Consider the following 18,993-nt stretch of genomic DNA (forward strand, 5'->3'; position numbering starts at 1 on the left):
CACATTGATGAGAAGTGCACTCGTAGATATCAGAGTTTTCTTCCGAGGAACCTCAGACGTTTCTTCCGAGGAACCTCGGACGTTTCTTCATAGGCTCCTCGGAAAGTTCTTCAGAGGAGCCTAGCAGACACGCTGCCTCAGAACAGGAGGTTAAAGAGCCAGCCAGTACAGAGTATCCCTGTTCCCACCACAGCGACAAAGATAGCAATCAGCTTGGGCTTGAGCACTTTGCGCAGGATCACCATCTCTGGCAGCGACAGGGCAATCACACTCATCATAAAGGCCAACACGGTGCCCAAGGCTGCGCCTTTGCCCAGCAGGGCCTCCATCACCGGGACAATGCCAGCCGCATTCGAGTACATGGGAATGCCGATCAGCACGGCCACTGGCACTGACCACCACTGGTCACGGCCCATAATGGAGGCCATGAACGCCTCGGGTACATAGCCATGAATGCCTGCGCCCACGGCAATACCGGCGATAACGTACAGCCAGACCTTGCCCACGATCTCACGGACAGCGGTTTTGCCCATGGTGATTCGGTCAGGCCAAGTGAGCTTGCGCTCAATGACCAGCTCGCGCACCGAGCGCATCTCCTGCACCCAGTCTTCAATCAGGTGCTCAAGGTGGAGGCGACCAATGATCCAGCCTGAGAGAATGGCGATCAGCAGGCCAGAGCCAAGATAGAGTGCAGCCGCCTTCCAGCCAACCAAGCCATACAAGAGCACTAGGGCCACCTCGTTGATCATGGGTGCAGATATAAGGAAGGAGAAGGTTACGCCAAGCGGTACACCGGCTTGGACAAAGCCAATGAAGAGCGGCACTGCCGAGCAGGAGCAGAAGGGCGTGACTATCCCCAGCAGGGCAGCCAGCACATTGCCGATGGTCTCGTTTCGACCAACCAGATACTTGCGGGTGCGCTCCTTGGTGAAGAAAGAGCGGATCATGCCGACGACAAAGACGATCAGCGTCAGCAGCAACATGACCTTGGGTGTGTCATAGACAAAGAACTGCACTGCCGCGCCCAGCTGACTCCCTTGCTGCAAGCGCAAGAGTGTGTAGGCAAAAAAATGCGAGAACGGCAGGAGCAGACTGTAGAGCAGATACCAGGCCGCCAGCCCAGCCAGGCCAAGCAGGAGCATCCGGCCTTTGCGCATTGCTGGGTTGTTTGTACCGCTGTCCTTATTCGGGCAGCCGCAGCCGCCAAGCTGAATGGGTTGCATCGTGTTCCTCGCTGATCAAGGGAAATAAGCCTAACGATACGTACACTGACCGGATAATGCAACTTCCTGCCCAACTATTTTTTTGTAATCAGGCTACGCGGCTGCTACAATGCCCGCATGATAACTCGAGAACAGGATGCGGCCTTCATGAGCAAGGCCTTAGCATATGCCGCCTATGCTGCGGCCTTGGACGAAGTGCCGGTGGGTGCGGTGCTGGTCAGCGCAGACGGCAGGCTGCTCGCTGGCGCAGGTAACAACTGCATTCAGGCAAACGACCCCACCGGTCATGCCGAGATGCGGGTACTGCGCACGGCAGCAGAGAAGGTCGGTAATTACCGACTGCCTGGCACTACGCTTTATGTGACCTTGGAGCCTTGCCCAATGTGTGCGACGGCCCTGCTCCTCGCGAGGGTGGAGCGGATTGTCTTCGGAGCGGCGGATCCCAAGGGCGGGGGTATTCAGTCAGTTTATCGCATCGGCAATGATGGTTGCCTGAACCATCGCTTCAGCATCACCAGCGGGGTGCGGGCTGAGGAATGCGGCAGTATCCTGCGAGCGTTCTTCCGGCAACGGAGAGGAAAAAACACTGCATCGCCACTTTTAGCTTGTCAAAAGACTGAACTCGGTTTAAATAGATGTGCAGCACCGCCGTGAAGTAACAAGGCGGCTGCGGAAGGTGAGAGCAGCTTAGTCCCGACTGTTGCTTTTCACAGCTCAGGAGAGGTGACCGAGTGGCTTAAGGTGCACGCCTGGAACGCGTGTGTACGCAAGTACCGTGAGTTCGAATCTCACCCTCTCCGCCAATTTGATAAGCGACCCCAAGTTTGACAGCCGGGTCCTGCACAATAAGAAATCGTGAACCCCGTCAGATCCGGAAGGAAGCAGCGGTAGCGACCCGTCTTATGTGTTGCAGGAGTGCCCGGCTGTCTTTTTTTATTTCTTTTTCAGCCCGCAATAAAGACTACCTCCTGTTATTCCAAGTCAAATATGCCTTACAGCGATTTTACCTTAAAGAAGATCAAAGAGCAGCTTGGCATCAACGTTGTGGAAGATCAGGACTTGTTTGCTTCCATCCCGGAGATCGCCATCAGCGAATATTTGTCGGCAACGCTGAAATACAATGTTCCTTTGGCCTTGGCAGTTGGCACAGAGAAGATTCGTTCCGAGCTGATTATTGCCAATATCCTCTTAGAAGTGCGGCGGATGTTGAAGGAGCAGATCAGCTTTTTTTCTGGGGTGAATCTGGATATCGACAAGCAGAAGGATCTGAATGGCTTTTGTGATTTCGTTATCAGTAAGTCGCCGGAGCAGTATTATTTGAATGCGCCGGTTATCGCGATTGTGGAGGCGAAAAATGAATGTATAGGCGGAGGATTGGGCCAGTGTATTGCCGAGATGTTTGCGGCGCATCTGTTCAATACGCAGGAGGGACGGCCTCTTCCAAAGATATACGGTGCGGTGACGACGGGCAATACATGGAAATTTTTGAAATATGAAAATGGGGTGGCGTATATTGATATGCCTGAATATCATATAGTCAATCCGGGCAAGATTGTCGGTATTTTGGTGGCGATGGTCAGGCTGGAGGCGTGAAAGGTGATCTATTAAAATCTGCAATTCGCTGTCAAGATGAAAAGAATGAGGGGAATTTATGAACGCAGTTTCATATAGCAAGCTCCGCAGCAATCTGAAAGGCGTGATGGACATGGTTTGCGACACCCATGAGCCGGTCATTGTTGTGCGGCGCGACGGAGAAAAAACAGTCATTCTCTCCTATGACGATTATTCAGCACTTCAGGAGACGCTGTATTTGTTAAGCAGCTCGAAGATGGCGCAGCGTCTGCGGGAAAGTCTTGACAGCTTCCGTAGAGGCGGAGGAACAGAACGCCAGCTGGTCGAGGAAGAATGAAGATCATTTTTCATCCGCAGGCGTGGGAAGACTACTGCTGGTGGCAGCAGAACGACCGCAGGCAGCTCAAGCGGATCAACGAGCTGATCCGCGACATTCAGCGTTCACCCTGCGAAGGCGTAGGCAAGCCTGAACCGCTGCGCTTCGAGCTGTCAGGATGCTGGAGCCGCCGCATCGACCACGAACACCGTATGGTTTACAGAGCGGAAGGTGACGAGCTGCATCTGCTGTCCTGCCGTTTTCATTACTAATGCAGATTCAGCGCGAGCATGTTTCTTTATCTCTCGTTCTTGCAGGAAGAAATCGCGAGGCTGATGTTTTATCGCAGAGGCTTGCGTTAGAGTTGCAGGCTGTTGATTTTTAATCGCAGGTGCTGGAAGAAAGGAATCGTGGTCTTGCAGGGGAAAATCGTAGGCCCGCAGGAAAGAATCCAGAGGGCGCAGGAAAACTTACGCCTGCTGATTTTTAGTATCGGGCTGAGGATAGAGGAAATCAGGAGGATGTGATCATGCTGACGAACAGCGTTTTCAAGCTGCTTCAGGAGGCGGGAGATGTATGGCAGCAGGCTTTGAAAAAACAGCATGAAGAGTAATCAAGCATGAGCACCGTCAAGCAAAATTTGTGCGGCGATGGCAACACCTTCTCCGGCAGCGGGGATGTACAGAACAACAGCTTTGCCAGCAAGGGCGGGCCGCAGAATATCGGGCAGGGCACGAACTCTATTGGCCAGCAGAATAACACTTACTCCCTTAGCCTCAGCTTGCCGTCATCCGGTGAGCAAGGACAGCAAGCTCCTGTTCCCCGACAGCTTCCTGCCCTCGACGCTCACTTCTTCGGTCGCGATCAGGAGCTTGCTGAGTTGCTTGACAGACTGCATCCCGGCAAAGTCGTAGCCATCTGCGGGCCGGGTGGCATGGGCAAGAGCGCGCTGGCTGCACAGGCAGTGCATCGGCTGGAATCAGCCCGCTTCCCAGACGGCATCATCTTCCACAGCTTCTATCATCAGCCGAAGGTAGAGACCGCTCTGCAAGCTATATGTGCTGCCTTTCAGATCGAGGCGAAGGTAGACCTTCCGACTACGGTACAACAAGCACTTTCAGACAAGACGGCATTGCTCATATTGGATGGCACAGAGAATGCCGATGACCTGCCAGCCATTCTTAAACTGCGCGGCACCTGCGGAGTATTGATCACCAGCAGGAAACAGAGCGATGCACTGACTCCTCCACTGATTTTAAGGCCGTTGGGATATTCAGCATCTGAAGAGATGTTTCGGGCTGATAGCGGGATTATTGGTGATGAGGAAAGTGTGCGCCGCATCTGTGCGATACTGGATGGCTGGCCGGTGGCCCTGCGGATAGCTGGTCGTTATCTAAGAATGACTGGTGAGAAGGCGGCAGATTACTTGCGCTGGCTGGAGAAGGAGCCTTTCAAAGAACTGGGCATCGGTATGCATCAAGAGGAAAATGCGGCTTTACAGCTACGACGCAGCGTGGCTCAGTTGAGCGATGATGCCCGCCTTGCTTTGGGCATGGCAGGCACATTGGCCTTTGCGCCATTTTCTCGTGAACCGGTGGCCGCTATTCTCGATGGCTATGAAGGGCGATGCCGCACAAGTTTGAATGAGCTGCTCAATTATGGTTTGCTGGAAAGGCAAGATGAACGTTGGCAAGTCAGCCACGCTCTGATTCATACCTACGCTCGCACAGAGTTGCCTCTGAGTAAAGAAAGCATAATGCGGCTTGCTGCCTATTATATAAACTTTTGTCGGACACAGAGCGAGGCGGGCGTGAAGGGCTACGCTATCCTTGATACAGAGCGGGCACATTGTCTGCGGCTGCTGGAGAGTTGTTTAGAGAGAAAGCTGTTGAAAGAGGTGAAAGCCTTAGTCGAGACACTCTATATCTACTTAGACAGGCGTGGCTATTGGGAAGATAAACTGGTTGCTGTAAACATGAGATTAACTGCTGCCCGGCAGACAGACGACCGCAAAGATGAAAGCTGGTGCCTGAATAGTTTAGGAGATATCTACTATCAGATAGGGATGTATCAGAAGGCATTAGCCTGCTACGAACAGAGTTTGGCAATACGGCGGGAACTTGGTGACAGAGAGGGAGAAGGTGCAACCCTGAATAACATTGGTTCAGTTTACTGGGCACAAGGAAAGTTTGAACAGCAGGCACTGCAATATTACCAGCAGAGCCTGATAATACAGCGAGAAATTGGCGACCGAGACGGAGAAGGTGCCACATTAAATAATATTGGTCTGCTTTATATGAACCAAGGCGACTATGCGACAGCTTTGCAGCACTATGAACAATGCTTGCCTATCAGACGAGCGGTTGGCGATAGGATCGGGGAGAGCGCAACACTGAATAACATCGCCGCCATATACCGTATCCAGAATGATGCGGCTAAAGCATTGGGATATTATGAGCAAGCCTTGGAGATAGCACGAGAGCTTGGTGACAAAGCAAGAGAAATGGAAACTATCTGGAATCTCGGAGTTAGTTCAGCAGACCAAGGCAACCTTGCCAAGTCGGAAGAATATATTACCTATGCCGTTCGACTTGCGGAGAACATCGGCCATCCTGATTTGGAGAAGTACCGCGATGGATTGAAACAGGTGCGGGCAGCACGGCGGGGGTAATAACACAGCGGCAAAAGTCATCAAGAATAAAAAATCACGAGGAGACAAACATGAACTGGCAGGAAGTCTGCGCTGATCCGCGCTTGCATGATTTGCCGTATAAAATTGAACTTAACGAACGAGGGCAAATCCTAATGAGTCCAGTCCGTTTGTATCATTCCGCCTTTCAGGGAAAAATCATCAAGCTGCTGACTCAGCTCTTGGAATCAGGAGAAGCCTTTCCTGAATTCGCCATCGCCACAGAAAAAGGCACCAAAGTTGCTGATGTAGTCTGGTGCTCTGATGCGCTGTGGCGACAGATCAAACATCAGGCAGAAAGCTCCGTTGCCCCAGAAATCTGCGTGGAAGTGCTGTCAGCAGCAAACACGGCGGAAGAAATGCTGGAAAAGAGACGACTGTATTTCATGCACGGCGCAGAAGAGGTCTGGATGTGTGATCAAACTGGCACGATGCAGTTCTTTGCTGCCGCAGGAGAAATCATGCATTCCAATAGCGTTCCAGCTTTTCCCAAGCATATTGAATTGTAATTCTTCTGAACTATTTTGTCCTACCTCGTCCTTGCCCGCAAATCCCGGCCTCAGAATTTCGCCCAGGTTGTCGGCCAGCAGCACATTGTCCGCACCCTCCAGAACGCTCTGCTGCGCAACCGGGTGCCGCACGCCCTGATTTTCAGCGGCGTGCGCGGCACGGGCAAGACCACCTTGGCCCGCATCATGGCCAAGGCTCTCAACTGCGAAAGCGGCCAGCCGCCAGAACCGTGCTGCGCCTGCCGCTCCTGCAAGGAGATCGCCGCTGGCAGCTCGGTTGACCTGCATGAGATTGACGGCGCATCCAACCGGGGCATTCAGGAAATTCGCGAACTGAAAGAGAATATTCGCTTCATGCCGGTCATGTCGCGCTTCAAGATCATCATCATTGACGAAGTGCACATGCTGACCACCGAGGCCTTCAACGCTCTGCTGAAGACCTTGGAGGAGCCGCCAGCGCACGTGTATTTCATGTTCGCCACGACTGAGCTGCACAAGGTGCCGGTGACGATTCTCTCCCGTTGTCAGCGGTATGAGCTGAAAAGGGTGGCGAGCAAGGAGCTGGCCGCGCATTTCGCCCGCTTGGCGGAAAGCGAGGGCATCACGATGGAGCCAGCCGCCCTGAACATGGTGGTGCGGGCCGCTGGCGGCTCGGTGCGCGATGGCCTCAGCCTGCTTGACCAGCTCTTTTCGTATTGCGGTGAGCAGGTCACGGCTGCTGATGCCGCTGAAGTGCTGGGCATGGTCGGCGGCGAGGTCATCGCCGGAACAGCAAAAGCACTGCTTACCCACGATCTCGCCGCCGCTTTGGAGCGGCTGGAGACCGTGACCCGCTCCGGCATGGATCTCAAGCGTTTCATCAACGAGCTGCTGGCGTGGTTCCGCAGTCTCGTGGTCTGCGCGGTGAGCAAAGACCCGGCCCAGCTCCTTGATCTGCCTGCGGATGAGCTGGCTACGCTGCAAGAGACCGCCGCCAGCCATTCGGCTCAAACGCTTTTCCTGCTCTTCAACCTGCTGATGGACAGCTTGGAGAAGGCGGCGTGGTCGTCGCGGCCCCGCTTTGCCGTGGAGATGGCCTTCATCCGCGCGGTGCAGGCGGAAGATGTCGTGCCAGTGACCGAGCTGCTGGGCCGCTTGGATGACGTACTAGCTGGCGTTGCTCTGCCCCAGACAGCGGAGCCGTTGCCTGACTGGAAAAAAAAAACTGTAGCGGTAACCCCTGTTCCTGAGAGCAGTATAGCCAAAGCACCGGAGCCGCCACCTGCGCCAATGCCAGGGGAGGATATTCCGCATCCAGCAGAACAGCCGCCCTGCCCTGCCCCGACTTCCCAAAAGGTTGTAGCGGGTGAGCGCGACATTCGTAAGGACTGGCCAGACTTTGTTGAGGCGGTTAGGAAACGCCATCAGTGGATGGCCGCGCCGTTGGAACGGGTAGCTGCGGCCAAACTGGAAGGCGACACGTTGATTCTCAGCTATCACGACTCAGCGGATTGCAGCATTCTGAAAATCAAGGAAAAGCTGGCTGAGTTGACTGCTCTGGCTACTGATTTTTTCCAAGAAAGCCTGCGCATTGTTTTCGATGAACCAAAAGCCTGCGGCCTGTCAGCGGCATCCGGCGGTGCAGAGGCAATGCGCAAGGAGGAACAAGCATTAGCCAATGATCCTTTGGTGCTTATGGCCGCAGAGATATTTCACGGACTGGTCTGTAAACCCCGAGTTGGGCCACAATATAAGCAAGCACTGGCAGAGGTAGAGCGATCTACCGAAGACAGCGAAGAAGCATAATCTCCACAAGAGGAATGAGATGATGAACATTGCTGAGATGATGAAGCAGGCCAAAGAATTACAGGAAAAGATGGGAACTGTGCAGGCAGATTTAGCCAGCAAAACAGTCGTTGGCTCGGCTGGGGCTGGGATGGTCTCTGCCCAAATGAACGGCAAAGGCGAGCTGCTCGACGTGACAATTGACAAGACTATCGTCAAGCCTGAGGAGGTGGAGATGCTGCAAGATTTGATTGTCGCCGCAGTTCGTGACGCGGCGCGCAAGGCTGGGGAACTGGGGAGAAGCGAAATGACCAAGCTAACTGGCGGCCTTAAGGTTCCCGGCTTATTCTAAAACACGGGCCTCCAACTTGCGCACCTCCTGAATGAACGCCAGGAGACGCTGATGATCCTTACGGCCAGGGGAAATCTCGACCCCGGAATTCACATCCAGGCCGTAAGGATGTACCTGTTCGATGGCTGCTCGGACATTAGAGATGTCTAGGCCGCCCGCAAGCATAAACTCCCGTTGCAGCCGCAAGAGCGGAATCAAAGACCAGTCAAAACAGGTGCCCGTGCCGCCTTCCTGGCCCTTCTGATAGGTGTCGAGGAGAAAGCCCCGCACGTGGGCGTGGTAAGGGGCCACGTTTTCTGCCAGAAGCTGCTTACTGACTCGCAGAGCTTTGATGATCTGACACGGCGCAGCTGCCAGGCGCAGCTGTTCGCAGTACTCAGGTGATTCCCTGCCATGCAGTTGGGCATAATTTAAGCCGCAGAAACGGACGATCTCCTGCACGTCCGCCAACTCACGGTCAACAAAGACCCCCACAGTATCCACAAAAGGCGGCAGTTGCTCAATGATCAGTCGCGCACTTTCTGGCTGAACATAACGCGGGCTTTTTGGGTGAAAGATAAAGCCCAGTGCATCCACGCCCGCTTCGACAGCAACCAGCGCATCATCGAGCTGCGTGACCCCGCACATCTTGATCCGAATCCGACATTTGTTCATCTGCTCTGCAAACTGAAGTAGGATACAAGGATTTTGGAGATAGGCTACCAAACATAGCTCTATTGGGAATATTCAAACATGTAAATGCTCCATTCACACGTCTGCAAGCAGCTTAGCAACGAGCAAAAGCTCCTGACGGATGTTCGCTAGGAGTATTTAGACGTGTGAATGCTATATCGAGACATGTAAATGCTCCGTTCACACGTCTGCAAGCAGCTTGGCAACGAGAAAAAGCTCCTGACGGATGTTCGCTAGGAGTATTTACACGTATGAATGCTGTATTCAGACATGCAAATGCTCCGTTCACACGTCTACAAGCAGCTTAGCAACGAGCAAAAGCTCCTGGCGGATGTTCGCTAGGAGCTTTCACACGTATGAATGCTGCATTCAGACATGCAAATGCTCCTTTGCAACGTCCAAAAGCTGCTTGCAATTCTTTGTTGCTTGACCAAACTCCTCTCCAAGTCGGCAGAACTCCTTTGTGGCCAAGCCGAACTGCTTGCCTACCGAGTAGAATTTGAGCTGGGTTTCGGCGGCGGCTTCGCAAAAGGCCGCATGAACCGCTGTCTGGCTCCGCTTGCCGAGTACCATCGACAGATACCTAATCCGATCCGCACGCAGGTAAGGCAAAGCCAATGCGCCTTCTTGCTCTATGATGGACGACAGAGAAGCCGGACAGTTTGACTGTTCCTAACTACCTCGCCTCTGTCCTCGCACCGTAACCGGCAGGTTTTGACTTAAAAGCACCTTCAAATAAAGAGTTGCAAACTATCTCATTGCCGAGAGGCGTGTGGTGGCCGCCACGGAAGAACCATATTTTTTTTGGGCTGTATCCTCTGAAGTAATTGAAAGTGTCAATAACTTTAATCGGTAATCGCTGTGCAATCTTCAGAATCAGTTTTCTCTCTGCCAGCATATTTGAGTCGTTAAGTTTCGCATAATATTGAAGAAGTAGTATTTTTACCGGAATGTTAATTTCGGAAAATTTCCTTAATGTCCATTCAATGATTTCTTTTTCTTCAGCAGCTTTCGGATGCACTTCTATCAAACCTTGGAGAAAAGATCGAAAGCTTGGAAAGCTATTGCTGATATAACAGAACATCAAGGATCTTTTGTAGAGAAAGAAAAAAGACTGAAAGAATCTTGATGCATTAAATACAGATCCAGGCTTGTTTGGATCCGAAACAGATGACCATTTAATCTCATTATTCTCTTTTATTAAAGATGGCTTTGGGAATCCATAGCGGTAACTGAGCCGATCTCTACTGAAATCATCTCCTACTAATATCGAGAAGATAATAGCTGAGTAATTTTTCTGTTTTATTTTTAATGAAGCCCGTTTAAGAGACTGTGCGGCTCCGTAGCCTGAAATACCATAGTTATCAACACCACGTTGCAACATTCTCTCAAGACATGCCGGCCATGTCTGATGATTTGATACTTGCGCGCCAAATGTGAATGAATCTCCAACAGCAAGTATATCTGCGATAGGAAATGACATGTCAACATTATTCAACCGATATCCATCGTCAGCGATAGTCACTCGTGCGTTGCGGCACCAGTCGTGATCATTAATGATATAATCGGATCCTTCTCTTGGAACAAATCCTAACTGGTCATCAAATCTGAATAGGAGACGAGAATGTCCAATGTTATCATCATGAATTTTTATTCTGGTCAGATAATATGAATTGCATTTTGATTCCAGGCATGATTCCGCAGTCCATACAATACGCCACATCACTTCTATAGCAGCAATTAAAACAAGCAATACAACAAAGTTGACAAATCCGATCTTTATCCAATGCATATTAATTGCGAAGCTGCTAGGTATTTTTTTCTTAGTCAGTTATTGTGATAACGAGCGGATATCCTCAGCCGCAGCGCATTCAGCTTGTGCAGCAGTAGGCCGATGCGGGGCGAGAAAAGCAACCAGAGCAGGATAGAGCGGCTTTTGCGGTCGCGAAAAAAATTGATCAGGAGATAGGTGAGGTTCTTTTTCCAATCTGCCTGCGTTGGCTCCGGGATGGTGATGTGGTAATCCGGCAGAGGTAGGCCCTTTTTGCGCCGCAGGGCCACATGAACCGCTGTCCGGCTCCGCTTGCCGCGTACCATCGACATGCCTCGTTTTGAAACTCGATCCGCAGGCAGGTGATGCAAAGCCAGTACGCCTTCTTGCTCCGCTTCCTGCAATAGCCGCAGTCCCTTGGCCGTGCGCTGCGAGACCAGAGTGCAGCGCTCCAGCTCCTTGAACTCGTCAGTATAGTCGCAGGCCCAGAAATCACCAAAGCTGAGGTCAGCCAATTCGGCCTGGCCGTCCACGCAGAGGAAGCAACGTTTGGCTCCAAAGAGCCGAAACATGGTGTTGATCGTGGTGCGAAAGGCTTCGCCTGCGTGCAGGAGCACAAGGCTGCCGTCTTTCTTTTCCGCCGACATGCCACCTGGCCAGCCAGGGCCTCGGAAATGAAAACGGGCAACCTCCTCCCTGCGGATACCTGCGGCCTGTAGTGCCTCTAAATGGCCTTCGGGATTCATGGTGCAGGTGCAGTATAAACCCAAGATCAGCTCGATTTTGCTGAACAGGGCTGGATCAGCCTTGGCCAGCTTGCGCAGGCCGTGAATCTGGCAGGGTAAGGCAACCACGGCGAATTTTCCCTGCCGCGCCCGCACCTCACGCAGCATCTCCATGGACGGCGTGACGCAGTATTTAGATTGGGCGGCATTGCGGATTTCCTCCGGCGTAGTTGCCAGAATGCCCCTGGTGAGACAGGGATCGCCTGGCTCAGGTGCCACGATCACCGCCCCGTCAATCTGTCCTTTCTTCAGCAGGTAAAGGAGCAGGGCTGTGACCACGCCGCCGCTCGCGCCTGCTGCCCTGGTCTTTTCGTCGAGCGCATGGGCGACATAGGTGTTTTCGACATAGCCGGTCAGATTGCGCCAGTCATAGACTTGGCCCGACAAATCCAAGGCCAGGGCAGGCAGATCAACGTCTGCGCCAGGGCAGCATTCGGCGCAGAGGCCGCAGGCTGCGCAGCGACCGCTCAACTGTGGAAAGCACTGCTCATCTAAGCTGAGTGCGCCTACAGGACAAACACCAACGCAGATGCCGCAGCGCGTGCAAAGTTCCTGCTTAATGACCGCTTCCCTGAGTTGGGCAAAACTTTTCTTCATCTGTCAGCCTCGTGTACCGATAATTTTGGCTGGAACCCCGGCGGCAATCGCCAGAGGCGGGACATCCTTGGTGACTACCGCGTTGGAGCCGATCACCGCCCCGTCACCAATCTGCACACCATCATGGACAATGGCATGGGCACCGATCCAGACATCGCGGCCAATCACCACCCCGCCACGCCTGGAAAGTCCCTGCTCGGCAATCGGCAGATTGCTGTCCTTGAAGCTGTGCTGATTGGCACCGATGAAGCAGTTGCCGCCGAACATGGCATATTCGCCCACACTTAGGTGGGAGGCAGTGCCGAAATGACAGAACGGGCCGCTGCTGATGTTATCCGCCAGCTCCATCTCACCGCCGCGCACCTTGAGTTGGCTGAAACGACCAATCAAGACTTTATTGCCAATGCGGAGGCTCTGGTTCTCATCGCCCCGGAAGCTCAGAAAAACATGGTCGTCAAGCACAACCTGATCGCCAATGAAGATCCGATGCCCGCCGCGCAAGGTGAGATGATGGCCAAAGACCGGCTTTTTTCCGACCTGGCCAAACAAGGCGGGATAGAACAACCGCCGCAGGCCGTAACCGAGTAGGCCTGGCAACGGGCCGAACAGCAAGGTGAACAGCTCATAACGAAGCAGGGCGGCCAGGTTGCGCTGGCCGATAACGGTGTCCTGATATTTCTCCAGAGCAGACCGCCCCTGGTCGTCAATAACCGCATGAAAGCGGTACTGGCTGGGCTGATCGCTCATGAGGCTGCGCCGCCGTTTTTAATCGGTTCTGCCCTCAGGCGGGTGAGATGAAGGAAACCGCCTGCAATCCCGTAGAGAATGTTCTTGAAGCGCATCAGTAGGGCGACTGACACGGCCAGGGCGGTTGTATAGCCAAACAGAGGGAAGAAGAAAGCAAAGGCAGCTTCCATTAAGCCAATCCCCCCGATGGAGACCGGCAGGTTCATGACAAGCATAATCGCAGGCACGGCAATCAACATGGAGGCAAAGCTCACATCCGGGAAAAAGGCTAAGGCTGTACCCCAGACATTGACTACCGCCAAGAAATAGAACAGGCAGGAGAGAGCAAAGACCTGCACGAGAACGATCCGGTTGTCTTTGTATTCCCGCACCGCATCCTGGATCCGAGTCAGTTTTGCTAACAGAATAGCCAGGGGACGAAAGCGGCTGCCAACCAGGTGGTTGAACAGGGGTAAAAGACGTTGGTCAAGGATCAGCCAAAAAATGACCACATTCATCACCGCCAGGAAGAGAACACCTGCTGTGAGGAAAGGCAGGTTGTAGCGATGCAGCTCTATCAGGACAGCCGCAGCAGAAACAAAGACCAAGGTCGCCATACCAGAGAGTCGTTCCACCAGCACCGAGGCAATGGCTTCGTATTTTTCGCCAGAATGACGACTCAACTCCCAGACCCGCACCACGTCACCGCCCATTGAGCTGGGCAGGAACATGTTGAAGAAGCGACCGATAAAGTAGAACAGCACCAACCGACCCAGGCTCACCTCTATCCCCTTGCTGCGCAGTAACACCTGCCATTTCCACGAGCTGATCACGGTTAGCACCACCCCCATAAACACGGAAAAGGTGAACCAGAACAGATCAACATGGCGCAGGGTGTTCAGCAGTTCTTCGCGCCCTTCTGCGCTGTCCAGCCCACTTGTCCAGATGACGTACACAAGCAACAGGACGCTGGCAGCGATCTTGAAGATGAAGAACAGACGCGACTTATTCCCTGCTTGCGGTGCTGGTGTTGGCATTTGCGTAACGGATTCGCTCATAAGTAGAAATCGTTACAGCGGGCGATTTCCGCCTCCTGCTGCTCTGTGCTCCAACCGAGCATCTTCCCCATCAGGGCAGCGCAAGAGGCAAGGGTCTCTGGCTGCGGTTTTTCCCCGGAGCCGAGATCAGTGCGCCGTCGCACTACATCGTCGAGCCGGATAGCCATCTCCTCTTCAACCGCATAGGCGATCTCCGCCACCAGCACTTCCTCCGAACCTGGGACTAAGCGCAGCAGCTCAGGATAATGCAGCACCTTCTGATATGAGGAACCGTAATTTATGAACAGGTGCTGCGCTACTTGTTGGCTGAGGCCAGCACCTGAGATGATCTCCTGCATATTCTGCTTACAGAATACAGCAAAGCTCTCCAGCTCCCCGCCTTCAAGCGGCATCTCTGCTGTTCTCGACGGCTGGAATGGCTTGCCAGTCTTTCTTAGGACGAAATCAACTGTCTTCTGGCCGATGTCTCTGGCCGTAGTATACTTGACAGGCTGCAAGGAGATGAAGTTGTCAATGCCGTCCTTCTGGTGATCAAGTAGCTTGAAGTCGCCGTCTGGCTTGAAGCGGCCAGGCACAAAGCCCTTGTGCAGATGACAGATGTCCTCCCGGCGCAACGGCTGGCCCGGATAGACCTTATTGATCCGCACAAGAAACCGCTCAATATCCTCCTCGCTGATCCGTAACTGCCCAGGCTCGTCCTGCCATGCCGCCTCATCTGTACCGATCATCCAATACCCGCGCCACGGCACAAAGAAGAAGGCCCGATCATGATCAAACAGACCAACCGCCTGTTTGCCAGGGAAAAGGGTTCTTTTCGTGACAAGATTCATCACCCGGCACTGTGGGAAGTCCCGCTTGGGCAGGGTTGGCAGCAGGTTCAGCAGGCCGCCCATCCATGCTCCGGCAGCATTGACGACAAAATCCGCCGAGATGGTAAAGCTGCTGCCAGACACTGCGTCGCGCACTTGAACACCGCTGATTTGGCCATTTTTTTGCTGAAAGCCAGTGACTGGGCAGTAGTTGAGTGCGTCTAGCCCGTATCGTGTTCCTGCATGAAGGAAGGCAAGGCCAAGCCGTTCGGAGTTGATTGCCATGCCGTCATGCCAGATGGCTGCGCCGGTAACAGAAGGCTGGTCAAACTCCTTGCCCAACAGCTCGATTAGCTTTTTTTTGGACATGATGCCGCCGAGCTGAATCCGTTTATCTGGCGGCAGCCCTTTGCTGCGATCAAAGGAAATCAACCCATTAATCAGACTAGCAGCAAACAGCCCAGGCAGGCTGCGCAGATTCCAGATGGATTCGGTAGGCAGGACACATTGCAGCGGATGCACCAAATGGGGCGCGATCTTGAGCAAGGTGCGTCGTTCCCGATTCGATTCACGGATCCTTTTCAGATTTGCCTGCTGGAGATAACGAAAGCCGCCGTGAATGATTTTCAGGGAGTTGGATGAAGTCTGGCTCATGAAGTCAGAGGCTTCCAGCAGACAAGTCTTCAGGCCGCGTGTAGCTGCCTCATAGGCTGTGGCAATGCCGTTAATGCCACCACCGATGACGATAAGATCGTAATGGGTAGCGGTTACCTGCTCTGGATTTCTCTTCATGCTGATATCGCCTGCTGCATCAATTGATAGAACTTCATGATCTTTCTTTCATAGGCTGGACGACTGTATTCCGTAGCCTTCTCTTTGGCCTGTTTTGCCCTCCGATCAGCTTCGTTGCTATCAGAAAAGATGCGCTGTAACTCCGCTGCCAGGGCTGAAGGTTCTGGCGCGGCGAGAAAGGCGCAATCTTCATCCAGTACCTGGGTGTGGCTGACAATCTTGGTGGCCAGAATTGGTTTACCGGAATCCATATAGGAATAAATCTTCATCGGCGTGTTTTCCCCTTCCGTGCGTGGAGAAACAAGCACATCTGCCTGCTTCAAGTACATACCAAGATCAGTAGCCGGACGAGGGCCGATAAAGAAAACTCGTCTGGCTAGGTTGAGCTGTCGCGCCATATCGGTGTAATAGTCGATGTCTTTTTCGGTCCCACCAATGACGATCAGGCTGCAATTCAAGGCCGCAGGATCAGCTAAAGCAAAGGCTTCGAGCAGCAGAGCCATACCCTGATACCGCTCCAGATTACCGACATACATGACGATTTGCCCCTGACAACCAAATTTTTCCCGCAGCGGTTCCTGTAGCCTACCGTTGTCTTCCTCTAATAGGCTGATGTCCTCTAGCCGTAGCAGGGGCTTTTCGCGGTTAAAACTTCTGATGTTGTCTTCAATCGCCCGACAGACCGGCACCACGCCGATGCTGGCTTGCACCGCCGCTTTTTCAAAGGATTCCAAAATGCCTCGGAACGGACGGAGAAAGGTAAACTTGGCCAGGAGCTGATCGCTCATCCATGAATCCAAGTCATAAATATACGGTACCTTGAAAAGCAGCCGCAGGAGCATGGCGATAAAGACCGATTCTTCCACCGCATGAACCAGATCAAAGCCTACCTGTCGGTGAAGTTGAATTGCTTTTACCGTCATCAGAAGGTCGCAGCAGATTTTCTGCCAGGAAAATCCCGGCGGAATAGCACGGAGAAAGGGCAGAGCAGCTGTTCGGTGTACGGTTACATTGCCCATGCAGAGGTCTTCGCCCTCATGAAAGACCAGCAGATGCACTTCGTGGTCCATTTTGCCCAAAGTCTCTGCCAATAGACGGACAGCGATAGGCGTACCCCGATTCTGAAAGAAGGGTTGTGGCGCAAGGAGGAGCAGTTTCATCGCTGCTCCACTTTATCCACCCGGAGAATGATCGGCGAGCCGAAAAGCCAGGTCAGGCCGCAGGCGCGGCAGCAGCTTTCCAACCAGCGGGATAAGGCCGCAGAGCCAAGCTTTCGATGCAGTACCATCGGCAGAAAAAATTCCGGTCGGAACTGCGGCTTGCCCATGCCGCTTTGCGCAAATTCGCCAACAATCTGCGCCCGGCTGAACAGGCCGAAAGTTCTCGTGTTGCCCTCTAGTTTTTTCTTCAGGTGAAAGAAAAAAAAATTGAGGATATTGACGCTGCGGAGATCAGGGTAATCAATAATCACCGCCTTAGCCGAGACGCGTGCTAGTTCTGCCAGCAATTGTGGCCATCGCTCCACATGTGGCACTAACCGGAAGGCAATAACGAAGTCAAAGGCACAATCAGGAAAGGGCAGATGCAGCATGTCACAGGTCTGGTAGGAATACATCTCGTCTGGCAGTTGCTGGGCCAGACGGCGGCGACAACTCGCATCGCTGCCTGTAACTGTGACCTTGCAGCCTCTTTCCGCTAGTGGCACGGCAAGCTGGGCATGACCGCCACCTACATCCAGCACTGCTGCACCTGGTTGAAGCTCAGGCAGCAGGTCCAGGAGGAGATCAAGCTGGGTTTGAAGGAAATACGCACCAACTGGCCCGGCAAAACGACTGGCGTAATCCTCCGAAGCCGTTTCGATGTCGGCGGTTTCAAGAAAGGCGGTTGACATATAGGGTTAGAAATACCGCTTCAGGAAAGAGGCGGTCAAACGGGCTTTTTCCTTTTCCGCAAGCACAAATCGCTCCAGCTGCTTTTTGGTTTCGGCCCGCGCATCCCAAGCTTTGCGGATCATCGTGGCCAAACTGTCGGCAGTAAGCTCGGTAAAGGGGAGCAGCCAGTCGCCCTGGCCCACGGTACGGAGAAAACCTGCACTTTTCGGGTAAGAAATAATCCCGATCATCGGTGTGTGCATGGCCGCGCAGAAGATCAGGCTGTGGGTACGCAGGCCAGAATGCACCTCTACCCTGCCGAGCAGAGCCGCAATCTCCTCATAGGTGTAATCGGCGTTGGAGATGATTTTCACCCGCTCTTTTTGGGCAATTCTAGCAACGCAGTCTTTGGTAATCTTCGTGTCCATCACCTGCGTGATAAAAAAGATCAGATCCACACCCAACTCGGCCATCACTTGATCAGCTGCCCCGGCAATGGCAGCGCAGAAATCTTCTCTGGTAAAAGAACCGCCCTTACTCCAATTATCAATGTACGAATTGACATTAAAGCCGATGGTGCCTTTTGGATTAACAAACAACCGCTCCTGCTTGATGATTTTCTCCATCCGTTCCAGCGGCGGGGCAGTGGTGTTCAGGGCGCAGTCAGCATGAACGTGCAGCTCCCGGCAACTCAGACCCAGCCTCTCAAACAACTCCTGGGTGTTCTGGTCACGAATGACAGCCAAGTCAGTGGCATCCAGAACCTTGGCCAGAGCCTTTTTGCCGACAGGCGTGTCAACCGGCCCTACTGAGGCATTGTATAGGACAAGGGGAATGCCGCGTTTTTTGCAGAGCGGCGCGAAGAGAGAGATGGAAAAAAGGTAATTGAACAGCGGGTTGTAGAATTTTCGGTCAAAGAGGATGTTGTCACAGATCAGCACCACGTCGGTATCGGTCATGGCCTTGTATAAAGGCCAGCCGAGATTCTTGACGCAGCCGTTCCACGGCATCATACCTGTCGGCCTAACGTTGAATTGGCCGAAATGATCCTGGATGAATCGCGTATTGGTAGTCGGGATAATGAATTCAGCCTCTGGCAGCTCGGCGGAAATGTCACGCAACAGGTTACCGAGAATGGCGTTGTCTCCGGCATTGCGGCCTGAGTTGTTGCCCAGTACGGTTATTCTTTTCATTCGACCTCTTGCCTACGTCAACAAATCAATAAGAAGGGCTAAATTCCATGTTGCCACAATCAGGTTGAAGCAGAGAGCAAACCTGTTGCTCCTGTTCTGGTATTTTTCATGGAACTCTTGAAAAAATTCCTTTCTGGCTCGCTTGCCAAGGAGTTTGGCTCGGCCAGAAAGGAGTTCTGCCGACTTGCAAAGGAGTTGTACTTGGCAGAAAAGGAGTCTGGCCGAGTACCAAAGGAGTTCTGTTTAGCCGCAAAGGAATCTTGCCGACTTGCAAAGGAGTTGTAGTCGGCCAAA

General features: G+C 53.1%; 21 protein-coding genes, 1 tRNA gene and 1 other RNA gene. 11 read left to right on the forward strand and 12 right to left on the reverse strand.

All coding sequences use genetic code 11. From position 1 onward, the window contains the following. Window positions 1-137: 137 nt before the first annotated feature. Window positions 138-1,223: a permease gene (locus ACNKIB_RS00535; protein WP_417908584.1), complete on the reverse strand. Its 1,086-nt coding sequence runs from the start codon at window positions 1,221-1,223 to the stop codon at window positions 138-140. A 117-nt stretch (window positions 1,224-1,340) separates the two neighbouring features. On the opposite strand from ACNKIB_RS00535, the gene tadA reads away from it, so the two are divergent. The 6 genes from tadA (at window position 1,341) to ACNKIB_RS00565 (ending at window position 3,383) form a co-directional block, all read left to right on the forward strand. Then, window positions 1,341-1,877, forward strand: a complete 537-nt coding sequence (gene tadA, locus ACNKIB_RS00540; RefSeq protein WP_417908585.1) for a tRNA adenosine(34) deaminase TadA — start codon at window positions 1,341-1,343, stop codon at window positions 1,875-1,877. A gap of 63 nt (window positions 1,878-1,940) precedes the next feature. After that, window positions 1,941-2,026 (forward strand) — tRNA-Ser (locus tag ACNKIB_RS00545). Window positions 2,027-2,052: 26 nt separating this feature from the next. Further along, an RNA gene (gene ffs / locus ACNKIB_RS00550) (signal recognition particle sRNA small type) lies at window positions 2,053-2,151 on the forward strand. Window positions 2,152-2,210: 59 nt separating this feature from the next. After that, window positions 2,211-2,816 carry a hypothetical protein gene (locus ACNKIB_RS00555; protein ID WP_417908586.1) on the forward strand — a complete coding sequence of 202 codons (606 nt, stop codon included), beginning with the start codon at window positions 2,211-2,213 and terminating at the stop codon, window positions 2,814-2,816. A 58-nt stretch (window positions 2,817-2,874) separates the two neighbouring features. Beyond that, a complete protein-coding gene (locus ACNKIB_RS00560; protein ID WP_417908587.1) occupies window positions 2,875-3,132 on the forward strand; it encodes a type II toxin-antitoxin system Phd/YefM family antitoxin in 258 nt (85 codons plus the stop codon). Continuing rightward, the gene (locus ACNKIB_RS00565) at window positions 3,129-3,383 is read left to right on the forward strand and encodes a Txe/YoeB family addiction module toxin (RefSeq protein WP_417908588.1); all 255 of its coding nucleotides are present in this window, start codon (window positions 3,129-3,131) and stop codon (window positions 3,381-3,383) included. The genes ACNKIB_RS00560 and ACNKIB_RS00565 overlap by 4 nt, the downstream gene beginning before the upstream one ends. Window positions 3,384-3,469: 86 nt before the next feature. On the opposite strand, the gene ACNKIB_RS00570 is transcribed toward ACNKIB_RS00565, so the two are convergent. After that, window positions 3,470-3,715, reverse strand: a complete 246-nt coding sequence (locus ACNKIB_RS00570) for a hypothetical protein (protein WP_417908589.1) — start codon at window positions 3,713-3,715, stop codon at window positions 3,470-3,472. Between the two features lie 15 nt (window positions 3,716-3,730). Between ACNKIB_RS00570 and ACNKIB_RS00575 the strand changes: the two genes are divergently transcribed. The 4 genes from ACNKIB_RS00575 to ACNKIB_RS00590 are packed head-to-tail and all read left to right on the forward strand — an operon-like array spanning window position 3,731 to window position 8,425. After that, window positions 3,731-5,782, forward strand: coding sequence for a tetratricopeptide repeat protein (locus ACNKIB_RS00575; RefSeq protein ID WP_417908590.1), 2,052 nt, complete (start codon window positions 3,731-3,733; stop codon window positions 5,780-5,782). Window positions 5,783-5,832: 50 nt separating this feature from the next. Then, window positions 5,833-6,309 carry a Uma2 family endonuclease gene (locus ACNKIB_RS00580; protein WP_417908591.1) on the forward strand — a complete coding sequence of 159 codons (477 nt, stop codon included), beginning with the start codon at window positions 5,833-5,835 and terminating at the stop codon, window positions 6,307-6,309. A 15-nt stretch (window positions 6,310-6,324) separates the two neighbouring features. Next, window positions 6,325-8,094, forward strand: coding sequence for a DNA polymerase III subunit gamma/tau (dnaX, locus tag ACNKIB_RS00585; protein ID WP_417908592.1), 1,770 nt, complete (start codon window positions 6,325-6,327; stop codon window positions 8,092-8,094). A 19-nt stretch (window positions 8,095-8,113) separates the two neighbouring features. Continuing rightward, the gene (locus ACNKIB_RS00590) at window positions 8,114-8,425 is read left to right on the forward strand and encodes a YbaB/EbfC family nucleoid-associated protein (protein WP_417908593.1); all 312 of its coding nucleotides are present in this window, start codon (window positions 8,114-8,116) and stop codon (window positions 8,423-8,425) included. On the opposite strand, the gene ACNKIB_RS00595 is transcribed toward ACNKIB_RS00590, so the two are convergent. From ACNKIB_RS00595 to ACNKIB_RS00640, 10 genes are all read right to left on the reverse strand, one after another. Beyond that, window positions 8,417-9,079 carry a phosphoribosylanthranilate isomerase gene (locus ACNKIB_RS00595; protein ID WP_417908594.1) on the reverse strand — a complete coding sequence of 221 codons (663 nt, stop codon included), beginning with the start codon at window positions 9,077-9,079 and terminating at the stop codon, window positions 8,417-8,419. The two genes, ACNKIB_RS00590 and ACNKIB_RS00595, sit on opposite strands and share 9 nt — an antisense overlap. A gap of 387 nt (window positions 9,080-9,466) precedes the next feature. After that, window positions 9,467-9,709, reverse strand: coding sequence for a hypothetical protein (locus tag ACNKIB_RS00600; RefSeq protein ID WP_417908595.1), 243 nt, complete (start codon window positions 9,707-9,709; stop codon window positions 9,467-9,469). Between the two features lie 64 nt (window positions 9,710-9,773). Next, window positions 9,774-10,889, reverse strand: a complete 1,116-nt coding sequence (locus ACNKIB_RS00605) for an SGNH/GDSL hydrolase family protein (RefSeq protein ID WP_417908596.1) — start codon at window positions 10,887-10,889, stop codon at window positions 9,774-9,776. A gap of 35 nt (window positions 10,890-10,924) precedes the next feature. Further along, entirely contained in the window at window positions 10,925-12,250 is a 1,326-nt protein-coding gene (locus ACNKIB_RS00610) for a Coenzyme F420 hydrogenase/dehydrogenase, beta subunit C-terminal domain (RefSeq protein WP_417908597.1), read from the reverse strand. A 3-nt stretch (window positions 12,251-12,253) separates the two neighbouring features. Continuing rightward, the gene (locus ACNKIB_RS00615) at window positions 12,254-12,997 is read right to left on the reverse strand and encodes an acyltransferase (RefSeq protein WP_417908598.1); all 744 of its coding nucleotides are present in this window, start codon (window positions 12,995-12,997) and stop codon (window positions 12,254-12,256) included. Continuing rightward, window positions 12,994-14,013 (reverse strand): lysylphosphatidylglycerol synthase transmembrane domain-containing protein, encoded by a 1,020-nt coding sequence (locus tag ACNKIB_RS00620; RefSeq protein ID WP_417908599.1) that lies wholly within the window; start codon window positions 14,011-14,013, stop codon window positions 12,994-12,996. The genes ACNKIB_RS00615 and ACNKIB_RS00620 overlap by 4 nt, the downstream gene beginning before the upstream one ends. 17 nt (window positions 14,014-14,030) lie before the next feature. Then, window positions 14,031-15,635: a glycerol-3-phosphate dehydrogenase/oxidase gene (locus ACNKIB_RS00625; protein ID WP_417908600.1), complete on the reverse strand. Its 1,605-nt coding sequence runs from the start codon at window positions 15,633-15,635 to the stop codon at window positions 14,031-14,033. Continuing rightward, window positions 15,632-16,795: a glycosyltransferase gene (locus ACNKIB_RS00630; protein ID WP_417908601.1), complete on the reverse strand. Its 1,164-nt coding sequence runs from the start codon at window positions 16,793-16,795 to the stop codon at window positions 15,632-15,634. The genes ACNKIB_RS00625 and ACNKIB_RS00630 overlap by 4 nt, the downstream gene beginning before the upstream one ends. Further along, complete coding sequence (locus tag ACNKIB_RS00635; RefSeq protein ID WP_417908602.1) at window positions 16,792-17,526, reverse strand: class I SAM-dependent methyltransferase; 735 nt, start codon at window positions 17,524-17,526, stop codon at window positions 16,792-16,794. The genes ACNKIB_RS00630 and ACNKIB_RS00635 overlap by 4 nt, the downstream gene beginning before the upstream one ends. Before the next feature lie 6 nt (window positions 17,527-17,532). Further along, window positions 17,533-18,699, reverse strand: coding sequence for a polysaccharide pyruvyl transferase family protein (locus ACNKIB_RS00640; RefSeq protein WP_417908603.1), 1,167 nt, complete (start codon window positions 18,697-18,699; stop codon window positions 17,533-17,535). A 108-nt stretch (window positions 18,700-18,807) separates the two neighbouring features. Here ACNKIB_RS00640 and ACNKIB_RS00645 point away from each other — a divergent pair, with 108 nt between their 5' ends. Next, window positions 18,808-18,984, forward strand: coding sequence for a hypothetical protein (locus ACNKIB_RS00645; RefSeq protein WP_417908604.1), 177 nt, complete (start codon window positions 18,808-18,810; stop codon window positions 18,982-18,984). The last annotated feature ends 9 nt before the right edge of the window (window positions 18,985-18,993 follow it).

The sequence above is a fragment of the Candidatus Electronema sp. PJ genome, assembly GCF_048287395.1.
In the GTDB taxonomy this organism is placed as follows: Bacteria; Desulfobacterota; Desulfobulbia; order Desulfobulbales; family Desulfobulbaceae; genus Electronema.